Source organism: Streptomyces angustmyceticus, from assembly GCF_019933235.1.
Classification (GTDB): domain Bacteria; phylum Actinomycetota; class Actinomycetes; order Streptomycetales; family Streptomycetaceae; genus Streptomyces; species Streptomyces angustmyceticus.
On sequence record NZ_CP082945.1, the window covers coordinates 7,643,086 to 7,658,931 of the forward strand.

Here is a 15,846-nt window from a genome sequence, read left to right on the forward strand (position 1 = left end):
AAGCCGGAATGATGGAGAGCTGACCAATGGCCACGTCCGCGGATCAGATCGTCGAAGCCCTCCGGGCCTCGCTGCGGGAGAACGACCGGCTGCGCAAGCAGAACCAGCAACTGGTCGACGCTGCCGGTGAACCCCTCGCCATCGTCGCCATGAGCTGCCGCTTCCCCGGCGGTGTGCAGACGCCCGAGGAGTACTGGCAGCTGCTCGCGGAGGGCACCGACGCGCTGTCCGACTTCCCCGCCGACCGGGGCTGGGACCTGGGCGCCCTCGACGTGACGACCACCCGCGGCGGATTCGTCCACACCGCCGACGAGTTCGACCCGCAGTTCTTCGGCATGAGCCCCCGGGAGGCGCTGGCCACCGACCCCCAGCAGCGGCTCCTCCTGGAGGTGTCCTGGGAGGCACTGGAGCGGGCGGGCATCGACCCGATGACGCTGCGCGGCAGCAGGACCGCCGTCTTCGCGGGCTGCAGCAACCAGGAGTACGGCTCCGGGCTGCGCGGCAACGTCCCCGAGGGCGTCGAAGGGCACATCCTCACCGGCACCACGGGCAGCGTCGTCTCCGGCCGGGTCGCCTACGCCCTCGGCCTCGAAGGCCCCGCCGTCACCGTCGACACGGCCTGCTCCTCCTCGCTGGTCACCCTGCACCTCGCCGCACAGTCCCTGCGGGCGGGCGAATGCGACCTCGCCCTCGCCGGCGGCGTGGCCATCATGTCCACCCCCGCCGCCTTCGCCGAGTTCGGCCGGCAGGGCGGACTCGCCAGCGACGGCCGGTGCAAGCCGTTCTCCGACGACGCCGACGGCACCGGCTGGGGCGAGGGCGCCGGGATGCTCCTCGTCGAACGGCTCTCCGACGCCCGTCGCCACGGCCACCCCGTGCTCGCCCTGCTGCGCGGCAGCGCCCTCAACCAGGACGGCGCCTCCAACGGCCTCACCGCCCCCAACGGCCCCGCCCAGCAGCGCGTGATCCGCTCCGCGCTCAGCGGCGCCGGACTGTCCGCCGCCGATGTGGACGCCGTCGAGGCCCACGGCACCGGTACGACGCTGGGCGACCCCATCGAGGCACAGGCGCTGCTCGCCACCTACGGGCAGGACCGCCCGGCCGACCGCCCGTTGTGGCTGGGCTCGGTGAAGTCCAACATCGGGCACACCCAGGCCGCCGCGGGCGTGGCCGGCGTGATCAAGATGGTCCTCGCCCTGCGGCACGGCGTCCTGCCGCAGAGCCTGCACACCACCCGGCCCTCCACCCACGTGGACTGGTCGGCGGGCCACGTCCGGCTGCTGACCGAGCCCGTGGCCTGGCCCGACGGCGCACGGCCGCGCCGCGCCGCCGTCTCCTCCTTCAGCATCAGCGGCACCAACGCCCACACCATCCTGGAACAGGCCCCGCAGGACCGGACCCACCAGGGCACGGAACAGCCCCCGGCCGAGGGCGAACAGCCCCCGGCGGACGGGGAGACGGCCGCTGAGGCCACCCCGCTGCCCACCGCCGCCCGCCTTCCCCACATCCCGTGGGTGCTCTCCGCCCGCAGCGCGGACGCCCTGCGGGCACAGGCCGGCCGGCTGCGCGCGCACCTGGACGCCCACCCCGGCACCGACCCGTACGATCTGGCCTACTCGCTCGCCACCTCCCGGTCCGCCTTCGAACACCGCGCGGTCCTGCTCGGCACCGACCCGGCCGCACTGCGCGGCGAGCTGACCGCACTCGCCGAGGAGGGCCCGCTCGCCGCGGGCGCGGTCAGCGGCTCCCCCCTCCGCGGCAAGACCGCGTTCCTGTTCACCGGCCAGGGCGCCCAGCGCCTCGGCATGGGCCGCGAGCTGTACGCCACGTTCCCGGTCTTCGCCGACGCCTTCGACGCCGCCTGCGCACACCTCGACCCGGAGCTCGAACGGCCGCTGCGGGCCACCGCCTTCGGCGACGACCCCGCACCGCTGGACCGCACCGGACACACCCAGCCCGCCCTCTTCGCCGTCGAAGTGGCCCTCTTCCGGCTGCTCACCTCGTGGGGCATCGAGCCCGACATCGTCATGGGCCACTCGATCGGCGAACTCGCCGCCGCACACATCGCCGGCGTGCTGTCCCTCCCCGACGCCTGCCGTCTGGTCGCGGCCCGCGGACGGCTGATGCAGGCCCTCCCGCCAGGCGGAGCCATGGCCTCCCTCCAGGTGACCGAAGCCGAGGTGCTGCCGCTGCTGGCCGACACCGCGGACCGGGTGAGCATCGCCGCGGTCAACGGCCCCGAGGCCACCGTCGTCGCCGGCGACGAGACCGCCGTCGACGCCCTCGCCGGCCACTTCCGGGACCTGGGCCGCAAGGTCTCCCGCCTCCGCGTCAGCCACGCATTCCACTCGCCGCTCATGGACCCGATGCTGGCGGACCTGCGCGCCACCGCCCGCGACCTCACCTACCACCCGCCGCGGATCCCGGTCATCTCCAACGTCACCGGCCGCCTCGCCACCGCCGACGACCTGTGCGACCCCGACTACTGGGTACGCCACGCCCGCCAGGCCGTACGCTTCGCCGACGGCGTCCGCGCCCTCGCCGAACGCCACGTCACCCGGCTCGTCGAACTCGGCCCCGACGGCACCCTCACCGCCCTGGCCGCGGCCTGCCTGCCCGACGGCGACCGGCTGCTGACCCCCCTCCTGCGCAAGGACACCCCCGAGGCCCTCAGCCTGCTCACCGCGCTCAGCCGGCTCCACATCTCCGGCGTCTCCCCGGACTGGGCCGCGCTGCTGCCCGGCGCCCGCCGCGTCGACCTCCCCACGTACGCGTTCCAGCGCACCCGCTACTGGCTCAACGCCACACCCTCCGACGACACGCCCGGCACGGCGCCGGTCGACGCCGCGTTCTGGACCGCCGTCGAGCAGCAGAACGTGCCGGAACTCGCCGACAGCCTCAGCCTCGACCGCTCCCTCCTCGAACCGGTCGTCCCCGCACTCGCGGCCTTCCACCGCGACCAGCAGCAGCACTCCACCGCCCGGACCTGGCGCTACGCGGAACACTGGGAGCCGGTCGAGCCCCACCCCGCCGCGCACGCCCCGGCCCACTGGCTGCTCGCCGTCCCCGCCGACGGGCCGGAGCACCACCAGGCCGTCACCGACGCCCTCACGACCGCACTGGCCCGGCCCGGCACGACCGTCACCACCCTGAGCCTGCCGCCCGACGCCGACGCCGACCACATCGCCCAACGGATCGAGGAGACCCGCGACCGGGACCGCGACCCGGACGAGATCCACGTGCTCTCCCTCCTCGGCCTCGGCACCGCCCGCGACCCCCACCACCCCGACGCCCCCGCCGCCCTCACCGTGACCGCCGCCCTCGTCCAGGCACTCCTGCGCGCCGCCGCCCCGGTCCGGCTGTGGACCGCGACCCGGGGCGCCGTCAGCATCGGCCGCTCCGACCCCCTCAGCGACCCCGGACAGGCCACCCTCTGGGGCCTCGGCCGCACCGCCGCCATCGAACACCCCGACCACTGGACCGGCCTCGTCGACCTGCCGGAACAACTCGACGACCGCACCCTGGACCGCCTGTGCGCGGTGCTCCACAGCTCCGGTCACGCCACCGGCCACGACAACGAGTTCGCCCTCCGCGCCTCCGGCCTCTTCGCCCGCCGGCTGATCCGCGCCTCCCGCCCCGAGCAGCCCCGCGCCGCGGCCGCCTGGACCCCGGCCGGTACCACGCTGATCACCGGCGGCACCGGCACCATCGGCTCCGCCCTCGCCCGCCGACTGGCCCGCGAAGGCGCCGCCCACCTGCTCCTCATCAGCCGGCGCGGCCCCGACGCCCCGGGCGCCCAGGACCTCGTCGCCGAACTCACCGCACACGGCACCCGCACCACCCTCGCCGCCTGCGACCCCGCCGACCGCGACGCCCTGGCGCGGCTCCTCGCCTCCCTCCCCGAGGACCAGCCACTGACCAGCGTCTTCCACACCGCGGGCGTACTCGACGACGGCACCCTCGCCACCATGGACGCCGAGCGGTTCGCCACCGTCCTCCGCCCCAAGACCGAGGCCGCCGCCCACCTCCACGAACTGACCCGCGGCCACGACCTGACCGCGTTCGTCCTCTTCTCCTCCATCGCCGGCACCCTCGGCGCGGCCGGCCAGGCCAACTACGCCGCGGCCAACGCCGGCCTGGACGCCCTCGCCCAGCACCGCCGCGCCCACGGCCTGCCCGCGACCAGCATCGCCTGGGGCCCCTGGGCACACGAGGGCATGGCCGCCGACCCCACCCTGCGCGCCAAGCTCAGCCGCGCCGGCCTGCCGCCCATGGAGCCGGACACCGCCCTGGTCGCCCTGCACCAGGCACTCGACCACGGCGAGACCCACCTCGTCATCGCCGACATCGACTGGGACCTGTTCCCCGCGGGCCGCAACGCGCTCTTCGGCAAACTGCCCGAAGCCGCCGCCCAGAACCCCGACCAGGACACCCCCGCCGACGACGTCCGCAGCCGCCTCGCCACCCTGCGCACCCCCGCCGAACAGGAACAACACCTGCTCCGCCTGGTACGCCGGACCCTCGCCGCCGTACTGGGCTTCCCGGGCCCCGACGCCGTCGACACCACCCGCACCTTCCAGGAACTCGGCACCGACTCCCTCACCGCCGTCGAGCTGCGCAACACGCTCACCGCCGCCGTCGGGCTGCCCCTGTCCCCGACGCTCGTCTTCGACCACCCGACACCGCCGGCCCTGGCGCGTCACCTGCGCTCCGAACTCCTCGGAGACCCCGGCGAGCAGCACACCGCCGCACTCGCCCACCCCGTCCAGGCGGACGGCGAACCGATCGCCATCGTCGGCATGGCCTGCCGCTACCCCGGCGACGTACGCTCCCCCGACGACCTCTGGCAGCTGATCGCCGACGGCGGCGACGCCATCACGCCCTTCCCCGACGACCGCGGCTGGAACATCGACGCCGTCTACGACCCCGACTCCGGTTGCCCGGGCACCAGTTACGTCCGCGAGGGCGGCTTCGTCCGCGGCGCCGGCGACTTCGACCCCGGCTTCTTCGGGATCTCACCCCGCGAGGCACTGGCCATGGACCCCCAGCAACGGATGCTGCTGGAGATCTCCTGGGAAGCCGTCGAACGCGCCGGCATCGCCCCGCTCTCGCTACGGGGCAGCCGCGGCGGACTGTTCGTCGGCTGCGGCTACCAGGGCTACGGATCGGGCTCCGTCGACATGCCCGACGACCTCCTGGGCCATCTGCTCACCGGAAGCTCCGGCGCCGTGGTCTCCGGCCGCGTGGCGTATGCCCTGGGCCTGGAGGGGCCCGCGGTCACCGTGGACACGGCCTGTTCCTCGTCGCTGGTCGCCCTGCACCTGGCGGTGCAGTCCCTGCGCTCGGGCGACTGCGACCTCGCCCTCGCCGGCGGCGTGACCGTGATGTCCACGCCCGGAGCGTTCATCGAGTTCAGCCGGCAGCGCGGCCTCGCCGCCGACGCCCGCTGCAAGGCGTTCGCCGAGTCCGCGGACGGCACGATCTGGGGCGAGGGCGCCGGCGTCGTGCTGGTCGAACGCCTCTCGGACGCCCGGCGCAACGGCCACCGTGTGCTCGCGGTCGTACGCGGCAGCGCGGTGAACCAGGACGGTGCCTCCAACGGCCTCACGGCCCCGAACGGACCCTCCCAGCAGCGGGTGATCCGGCAGGCACTGGCCGGCGCGGGGCTCTCGGCATCGGACGTCGACGCCGTCGAGGGCCACGGGACGGGCACCACGCTGGGCGATCCGATCGAGGCCCAGGCCCTCCTTGCCACCTACGGCCAGGACCGCGCCGCGGACCGCCCGTTGTGGCTGGGTTCCGTGAAGTCGAACATCGGCCACACCCAGGTGGCAGCCGGCGTGGCCGGCGTCATCAAGATGGTGGAGGCCCTCCGGCACGGCGTCCTGCCCCGGCAGCGGTACGCCGAGCAGCCGACCTCACACGTGGACTGGTCGACCGGCCACGTCCGGCTGCTGACCGAGGACGTGCAGTGGCCCGAGGGAGACCGCCCCCGCCGGGCCGGCGTCTCGTCCTTCGGCGTGAGCGGCACCAACGCCCACGTCATCCTCGAACAGCCTCCGACGCACACACCGCGCGACGACGACCGCGACGAGCCCCGGGACGGAACGCAGGACGCGCCCACGCGAACGCCCGCACCGGCCGCCCTCGTGCCCTGGGTCCTCTCCGGACGCACCGACGCGGCCCTCAAGGCACAGGCGGAACGCCTGTCGGAACACCTCACGGCACGCCCCGAACTGGACGCGGGGGACATCGGACTCTCGCTCGCCACCACCCGCTCGCCGTTCGAACACCGGGCCGTCGTCCTCGGCCAGGACCGGGACACGCTGCTCGCCGGCCTCCACGCCCTCGCCCACGGCGAGCCACAGGGCAACATCACCCAAGGCACGACCACCCCCGCGGGCAGCCTGGCCTTTCTGTTCGCGGGTCAGGGTTCCCAACGCCCGGGGATGGGGCGGGAGTTGTACGACACCTTCCCGGTCTTCGCGGACGCCTTCGACGCGGTGTGTGCGCACTTCGACGGCGCGTTGGAGTCTTCGTTGCGGGGTGTGGTGTTCGGCGAGGACGCGGAGGTGCTGAACCGGACGGAGTTCACGCAGCCGGCGTTGTTCGCGGTGGAGGTGGCGCTGTTCCGGCTGGTGGAGTCGTTCGGTGTGCGGCCGGATTTCCTGGTGGGGCATTCCATCGGTGAGTTGGCGGCCGCGCATGTGGCGGGCGTCTTGTCGCTGGAGGATGCGTGTCGTCTGGTCGCGGCGCGTGGCCGGCTGATGCAGGCGTTGCCCGCCGGCGGGGCGATGGTCGCCCTGCAGGCCACCGAGGACGAGGTGCTGCCGCTGCTGGCGGGCCAGGAGCAGCGGGTGAGCATCGCCGCGGTGAACGGTCCGCGGTCGGTCGTCGTCTCCGGCGAGCAGTCCGCGGTGGCGGAGATAGCGAGCCGTTTCGAGTCCGAGGGGCGGAAGGTGAAGCGGCTGCGGGTGAGCCATGCCTTCCACTCGCCGCTGATGGAGCCGATGCTCGACGAGTTCCGGGCGGTCGCGGAAAGCGTGACCTTCGCGGAGCCCCGTATCGCGGTGGTCTCCAACGTCACCGGCGAACTCGCCACGCCGCAGGAATTGACGTCCGCCGACTACTGGGTGCGGCATGTCCGTGAGGCCGTCCGCTTCGCCGACGGCATCCGCCGGCTCGTCGAGAACGAGGTCACCCGGTTCCTGGAGATCGGCCCGGACGGCACCCTGACCGCCATGGCACAGGGCTGCCTCGACGGCGATACAGACCCGGACCACCTCCTCGTCCCCGCCCTGCGCAAGGACCGTCCGGAGGCCACCGGGCTCCTCACCGCACTCGGCCACGCCTACACCCGCGGCGTCCCCGTCGACTGGTCCACGCTCTTCGCCGGCACCGGCGCCCAGCAGGTCGAACTGCCCACCTACGCCTTCCAGCACCAGCGCTTCTGGCTCGGACTCGCCCACACCAGCGCCACCAACCTCGGTTCGGCGGGACTGCAGGCAGCCGAGCACCCCCTCCTCGCGGCCACCATTACGCTCGCCGACTCCTCCTCCGTCGTCTTCACCGGCCGGCTCTCCGCGCAGGACCACCCGTGGCTCGCGGACCATGTCGTGGACGGCTCCCTTCTCGTCCCCGGCACGGCCTTCCTGGAACTCGCGCTCCGCGCCGCCGACCAGGCCGGCTGTGACCACGTCGAGTCGCTGACCGTCGAAGCCCCCCTGGTGCTCCCGGCCCACGAATCAGTCCAGCTGCAAATGCGCATCGAGGAACCGGACCTCAACGGCACCCGCGCGCTGACCCTCCACTCCTGCCGCATCGGAAGCACCGGAGTCGCGGAGGAACCGTGGGTCCGGCACGCCACCGGCCTGCTCGGGACGGACGGCCACCGCGAGACCTTCGACTTCGCCGTCTGGCCCCCGGAAGGCGCGCAGCCCGTCCCGACGGACGGTCTCTACGACGCCTTCGCCGACGCCGGGATCGCCTACGGTCCCGCCTTCCGCGGACTGCACAGCGTCTGGCGGCGCGACGCCGACCTCTTCGCCACGGTGGAGCTCCCCGAAGCGACCGAGACCTCCTCCTTCGGGCTGCACCCCGCCCTGCTGGACAGCGTCCTCCACGCCCTGGCACTCGATGCGGACGAGACTGCCGTACTCGGTCAACTGCCGGTCTCCTGGCAGGACGTGAAGCTGTACGCCTCGGGGGCCGGCGTGCTGCGGGCCCGCATCTCGACGCGTGCGGAGGGCGGGCTGTCGCTCCAGCTGGCGGATGCCGTGGGGCAGCCGGTGGCGGACATCGGCTCCCTCACCCGGCAGCCCATGACGCCCGAGACGTTCGGCCGCGCCCGGCAGGGCAGCGCCCACTCCGACGCGCTCTACCGGGTCGACTGGACGCGCATACCCGAGAACACCACGGAACCCGTCGACCCCGTGGACATCCACGATATCCACGACATCCACGACGTCCACGACCTCCACACCCTCGGCTCCACACCGGCCGACGCCGACCCTTCCTACGTCGCGCTGCGCCTCGACGCCGTCACCGCTGAGGCCGCCGGAACTCCGGAGGCCGCACGGGCCGCCACCTACCGGGCTCTGGCCTGCATCCAGAAGTGGACGGAAACCGAGCGCCCCTCAGCCACGCGACTCGTGGTGGTGACACGGAACGCCGTCCCGGCGGAACTGCGGCAGCCCGACCCCGCACAGGCCGCGGTCTGGGGCCTCGTCCGGGCCGCACGCGTGGAGCACCCCGACCGCTTCGTCCTGGTGGATGTGGACGGTACGGACGCCTCGCTGGCGGCGCTGCCGGCCGCGCTGGCCTCGGGGGAGCCCGAACTCGCCCTGCGGCAGGGCACGGCCCATTCGCCGAGGCTGAGCACGAACATCCGGCGGGACGAGCTGCCGATGCCGTGCCCGCCGCAGGAGGGATGGTGCCTCCAGAACGCCGACGAGGGCACGTTGGAGAGCCTGCGCCTGGTGCGCCGCCCCGAGGCATGGGACGAACTGGAGCCCGGCCAGGTGCGCATCGCGGTGCGGGCCGCCGGGGTGAACTTCCGCGATGTGCTGAACGCCCTCGGCACGTATCCGGGGGACGCGGGGGCTTTGGGCCTGGAGGGCGCCGGCGTCGTGACCGGGACGGGCCCGGGGGTGGTGGGCCTGGCGCCGGGGGACCGGGTGATGGGGGTCTTCCCGTATGCCTTCGGCTCGGTGGCGGTGGCGGACGAGCGCATGATCGTCCGGGTCCCGGAGGGCTGGTCGTTCGCGCAGGCGGCGTCGGCTCCTGTCGCCTTCCTGACGGCGTATCACGCACTGGTCGAGTTGGGCGGGGTGCGGCCGGGCGACTCGGTGCTGGTGCATGCCGGGGCGGGTGGCGTCGGCATGGCCGCGGTGCGGTTGGCACGGCATCTGGGGGCGGAGGTGTTCGCCACCGCCAGCCCGGGGAAGTGGGGGACGCTGCGCGCTCTGGGGCTGGACGACGCGCATATCGCCTCGTCGCGTGATCTGGACTTCGAGGGCGCGGTCCTGGCGGCGACCGGTGGCCGGGGCGTGGATGTGGTCCTGGACTCCCTGGCGCGGGAGTTCGTGGACGCCTCGCTGCGGCTGCTGCCGCGCGGCGGGCGGTTCCTGGAGATGGGCAAGACCGATGTCCGTGACGCGCAGGAGGTCGCGGCCGCGTACGACGGCGTGCGCTACCGGGCCTTCGATCTCTTCGACGCCGGAGCGGACCGGATCGGGAGGATGCTCGCGCACGTACGGGAGCTGTTCGAGGGGGGTGTGCTGGAGCCGCTGCCGGTGACGGCGTGGGATGTGCGCAAGGCCCCTGAGGCCCTTCGGTATCTCGGTCAGGCCCGGCATGTGGGCAAGGTCGTGCTGACGATGCCGGTTCCGCTGGACGCGGAGGGGACGGTGCTGGTCACGGGCGGCACGGGTGGCCTGGGCGCCCTGGTGGCGCGGCATCTGGTGGCCGAGCACGGGGTGCGGCGTCTGCTGTTGGCCAGCCGTCGCGGGGCGAAGGCTCCCGGTGTGGACGCGCTGCGCGAGGAGCTGGCGGCTCTGGGCGCCGAGGTCGAGGTCGCCGCCTGCGACACGGCCGACCGCGAGGCCGTGGGCGGCCTGCTGGACTCCGTCCCGGAGCAGCACCCCCTCACCGCCGTCGTCCACACCGCCGGCGTACTCGACGACGGCATGCTGTCCTCGCTCACACCGGCCCGTATGGACACGGTGCTGGCGCCGAAGGCGGACGCGCTGGTGCACCTCGACGAGCTGACGCGCGGCGCGGACCTCGCGGAGTTCCTGGTGTTCTCGTCCGTGGCGGGAACGTTCGGCAGCGCGGGCCAGGGCAACTACGCGGCGGCGAACGCGTTCGTGGACGCCCTGGTGTGCCGGCGCAGCGGGTCGGGGCTGCCGGCGCGGTCGTTGGCCTGGGGTGCGTGGGCTCCGGACGCCGGAATGACCGGCGAACTGAGCGAAGCCGACCTGCAACGCATGGCACGCGGCGGCATCACCCCCTTCACCGAGGAGCGGGGCGTGGAGGCGTTCGACGCCGCCCGCCACACCGCCGTACCCGTGGTCGTCCCCGTCCAGCTCCATCACACGATGCTGCGGGAGCAGGACACCGCGGGCGTCCTTCCGCCGCTCATGCGCGGCCTGTTGGGCCGGAGCGCTCGGCGTACCGCGGTCTCCTCGGCGGCGGCGAAGTCGCCGGCGGACGTCCTGCGGTCCCGTCTCGCGCCCCTGCCCGCGGACGAGCGCAGGGCCGCGCTCCTGGAACTCGTCCGCACCCAGTCGGCACTGGTCCTCGGACACCCGGGCCCCGAGGCGATCGAGCCCACCCGCGACTTCCGCGGCCTCGGCGTCGACTCCCTCACCGCCGTGGAGTTGCGCAACCACCTCCAGGCCGCCACGGGACTGCCGCTGCCCGCCACCCTGGTCTTCGACTACCCGTCCCCGCTGGTGGTGGCCCGCCACCTGGAAGGCGAACTGTCCGGTGGCGACGGAACGGTTGACGCGGGAGCCATCACTCCGACGGCGGTGGCGTCTTCGGATGAGCCGGTGGCGATTGTGGCGATGAGTTGTCGGTTCCCGGGTGGTGTGGCTTCGCCGGAGGAGTTGTGGGGGTTGTTGGTTCGGGGTGGGGAGGGTGTGGTGCCGTTCCCAGTGGATCGTGGTTGGGATGTTGCGGGGTTGTATGACCCGGAGCCGGGTGTGCCGGGGAAGGTGTCGACGTGTTCGGGTGGGTTTTTGTCGGGGGTTGGGGATTTCGATCCGGCGTTTTTCGGTATTTCGCCGCGTGAGGCGGTGGCGATGGATCCTCAGCAGCGGTTGTTGTTGGAGGCGTCGTGGGAGGCGTTGGAGCGGGCGGGGATTGTTCCTGGGTCGTTGCGTGGTTCGCGGACGGGGGTGTTTGCGGGGACGAATGGTCAGGATTACACGGGGTTGTTGGTGGCGTCGGGTGAGGAGGATTTGGGGGGTTATATCGGTACGGGTAATGCGGCGAGTGTGGTGTCGGGGCGGTTGTCGTACACGTTTGGGTTTGAGGGTCCTGCGGTGACGGTGGATACGGCGTGTTCGGCGTCGTTGGTGGCGTTGCATTTGGCGGTGGGGTCGTTGCGTGCGGGTGAGTGTGATCTGGCGTTGGCGGGTGGGGTGACGGTGATGTCGACGCCGGGGTTGTTTGTGGATTTCAGTCGGCAGCGGGGGTTGGCTGCGGATGGTCGGTGTAAGGCGTTTTCGGATGGGGCGGATGGTGCGGGGTTTTCCGAGGGTGTGGGTGTGTTGGTGGTGGAGCGGTTGTCGGATGCGCGGCGGAACGGGCATCGGGTATTGGCGGTGGTGCGTGGCAGTGCGGTGAATCAGGATGGTGCGTCCAATGGTCTGACGGCGCCGAATGGTCCGTCGCAGCAGCGGGTGATCCGGCAGGCGTTGGGGGCGGCTGGTCTGTCCGCGTCGGACGTGGATGTGGTCGAGGCGCATGGGACGGGTACGTCGCTGGGCGATCCGATCGAGGCGCAGGCCCTGCTTGCCACGTACGGGCAGGGGCGGGACGACGACCGGCCGTTGTGGTTGGGGTCGGTGAAGTCGAATATCGGGCATACGCAGGCGGCTGCGGGTGTGGCGGGTGTCATCAAGATGGTGCTGGCGTTGCAGCACGGTGTTCTGCCGCAGACGCTGCACGTGGATGAGCCGTCGTCGCATGTGGACTGGTCGGCGGGCGATGTGCGGTTGCTGACGGAGCCGGTGCAGTGGCCGGAGGCCGGCCGTCCGCGTCGGGCCGGTGTGTCGTCCTTCGGCATCAGCGGCACCAACGCCCACGCCATCATCGAAGAGGCGCCGCCGACCGATGACATGGCGGAGTGCGCCGAGGAGCCGTTGAAGCTTCCGGCAGTGCCCTGGGTCATTTCAGGACGTGATGAGGCCGGCCTGACGGCACAGGCACACCGGCTCCTGGCGCACCTCGACGAGTTCCCGCTCGATGCCTCCGATGTCGGCTGTTCCCTGGCTACGTCGAGGGAGATATTCGACCACCGTGCCGTGCTGCTCGTGGACGATCAAGAGACGGCCGTACAGGGGCTGACCGCGCTCGCCGAAGGCCGAAAGGCCGCCGGCGTGGTGCGCGGGGAAAAGGGGCAGGGCCGGACCGCATTCCTGTTCACGGGGCAGGGCGCGCAGCGACTGGGGATGGGCTGGGAGTTGTACGACACCTTCCCGGTGTTCGCGGACGCGTTTGACGCGGTATGTGCCTGCTTTGACAGCGAGTTGGGGGCGTCGCTGCGGGGTGTGGTGTTCGGTGAGGATGCCGAGGCGTTGAATCGGACGGGGTTCACTCAGCCGGCGTTGTTCGCGGTGGAGGTGGCGCTGTTCCGGCTGGTGGAGGCGTTCGGTGTGCGGGCGGATTTCCTGGTGGGGCATTCCATCGGTGAGTTGGCGGCTGCGCATGTGGCCGGGGTGTTGTCGCTGGCGGACGCGTGCCGTTTGGTGGCGGCGCGTGGCCGGTTGATGCAGGCATTGCCGGCCGGTGGCGCGATGGTCTCTCTCCAGGCGTCGGAGGCCGAGGTGTTGCCGCTCCTGGAGGGCCAGGATCAGCGGGTGAGTATTGCTGCGGTGAATGGTCCGCAGGCGGTCGTGGTCTCCGGTGTGGAATCCGCCGTGGCGGAGATCGCGAAACACTTCGAGTCCGAGGGCCGGAAGGTGAAGCGGCTGCGGGTGAGCCATGCTTTCCACTCGCCTTTGATGGAACCGATGTTGGAGGAGTTCCGGGCCGTTGCGGAGAGCGTGGTGTTTGCGGAGCCGCGTATCCCGGTGGTCTCGAATGTGACCGGTGAGCTGGCCGCGACGGAGGAGTTGACGTCCCCCGATTACTGGGTCCGGCATGTCCGCGAGGCGGTCCGTTTCGCTGACGGTGTGCGGTGGCTGGAGGGGCACGGGGTGACCCGTTTCCTGGAGATCGGGCCGGACGGCACGCTGACCGCCATGGCGCAGGCATGCACGGACAGGGCGGACCTGCTTCTGACGCCCGCGTTGCGGAAGGACCGGCTGGAGTCGGAAGCCCTCGTGGCGGCGATCAGCGGCATGTTCGTCAATGGTGCGGAGGTGCAGTGGGCCGCGCTGTTCCCCGGAGCACGGCGGGTCGACCTGCCCACGTACGCGTTCCAGCATGAGCGCTTCTGGCCGAGCAACCCCACGACGGTGCGGAGCAACGCCGCGGCTCAGCCGGCGGATGACGGGGCCGCCTGGTTCTGGGAGGCCGTCGAGCGGGAAGACCCGTCCGCCTTGGCCGGGGAACTGGACATCGCCGGGGGCGCCTCGTGGGATGAGGCGCTGAGCGCCCTGTCGACGTGGCGGCGGCAACGGCGCGAGCGGTCGGTGGTGGACGGCTGGCGGTACCGGGTGCAGTGGAAGCCGGTCGGTGCGGATGCCGATGCGAAGCTGTCCGGGCGTTGGCTGGCGGTGGTTCCCGAGGCCGTGGCGGAGTCGGGTTGGGCTTCTTCGGTGCTGGAGGGGCTGGCGGAGTGTGGGGTCCAGGTCGAGCGGGTGGAGTGCGGCCCGGACGTGGACCGGGCCGACCTGGCTGAGCGATGCACGGAGTTCAAGGGCGAGGCCGTCGCGGGTGTGCTGGTGCTGCCGAGCGGGCTGGAGGAGGAGCCCGCTGGAGGGGTGCCGGCGAGCGTGTGGTGGACGGCTGTCGTGGTGCAGGCGTTGGGGGATGCGGGGGTCGGTGGGCGTCTGTGGGTGGTGACGCGGGGAGCCGTCGCCGTCGGTGGGCCGGATGGTGTTCCGGATCCGGCGGGGGCGGCGGTGTGGGGCCTGGGCCGGGTGGCGGCGCTGGAGCATCCGGACCGTTGGGGCGGTCTGGTGGATCTCCCGGAGTCGGTGGACGGTGGGGTGCTTGATCGGCTCTTCGGTGTTCTGGCCGATGGCTGTGAGGATCAGGTGGCGGTGCGGGCGTCGGGGGTGTTCGGGCGGCGGCTGGTGCATGCTCCGGCCCCCGCTCGGAACGACGTTGACGGTTGGCGGCCGCGTGGGACGGTGCTGATCACGGGGGGTACCGGCGCGCTCGGCGCTCGCGTGGCGCGGTGGGCGGCTGAGCGTGGCGCCGACCACGTGATCTTGACCAGCCGCCGGGGCCCGGCGGCGCCCGGTGCAGCCGAGCTGGAGAAGGAGCTGTCCGCCCTCGGTGTCCAGGTGACCGTCGCGGCCTGTGACATCGCCGATCGGAAGGCCGTCGAGGAGCTGCTGTCGGGCTGTGCGGTGGAGGCCGTCGTCCATGCGGCGGGGGTGGTGGATTCCGTGCCGTTGGGCGATGCGGGTGCGGAGCACTTCGCTGACGTGATGGGGGCGAAGGTCGCCGGTGCGGTGGTGCTGGACGAGGCACTGCGCGACCGCGAGCTGGATGCGTTCGTGGTGTTCTCGTCGATCGCCGGTGTGTGGGGGAGTGGCGGTCAGGCGGCGTACGCGGCCGGGAACGCCTTCGTCGAAGGGTTGGTTCAGGCGCGTCGTGCCCGGGGTGCGGTGGGTTGCGCGGTGGCGTGGGGGCCCTGGGCCGGCGGCGGCATGGCCGGCGTGGAGGGCGCGGAGGAACACCTGCTGCGCCGTGGCCTGAGGGCCCTCGACCCTGCGCCGGCGGTGTCCGCCGTGGGCGCGGGGGAGGAGTCGGTGGTGGTGGCCGACGTGGACTGGGAGCGCTTCGCTCCGGCGTTCACCAGCGCCCGTCCGAGTCCATTGCTTGCAGACCTGCCGGAGGCCGCTGACGCGATGGGCGGTGGCATGTCCACCGAGGGGCCCGCGGACAAGGGACAGTCCTTCGTCGACCGGCTCGCGGGCGTCTCCCCGGTGGAGCGCTCGCAGGCCGTACTCGACCTCGTACGCGGCCACACGGCGGCCGTTCTCGGATTCCGCGAGATGAAGGCCGTGGAGCCCGTCCGGGCATTCCGGGACTTGGGATTCGACTCGCTCACCGCGGTCGAGCTGCGCAACGGACTGAACGCCGAGACCGGGATGCGGCTCCCCGCCACCCTGGTCTTCGACTACCCCACGCCACAGCTTCTCGCGGAGCATGTGCACGACACCCTGTTCGGCGCCGCGGACGTCGAGCCGGAGGCCGCCGTACTCGCTGACCTGGACCGTCTTGCCGGCGCGATTTCAGGATTTTCCCCAGAGAACGCCGCCAGGGGGCTCGTCGAGGCCCGTCTTCGGAGCATCCTGGCTGAGCTGGGCGGGGCGGCCGAGGCCGATGCGAAGTCCGTCGTGTCCCAGCAGCTCGATGCGGCCTCGGACGACGAGATCTTCGATTTCATCAATCAGGAGCTCGGCCGTTCCTGAACGCCGCTGGTGAACCGTTCCGGTC

Annotated in this window: 1 protein-coding gene; it reads left to right on the plus strand. The window is 72.4% G+C overall.

The window, feature by feature from the left end; genetic code table 11:
• The first annotated feature begins 26 nt into the window (after positions 1-26).
• Positions 27-15,821, plus strand: a complete 15,795-nt coding sequence (locus tag K7396_RS33790) for a type I polyketide synthase (protein ID WP_223660301.1) — start codon at positions 27-29, stop codon at positions 15,819-15,821.
• Positions 15,822-15,846 lie beyond the last annotated feature (25 nt).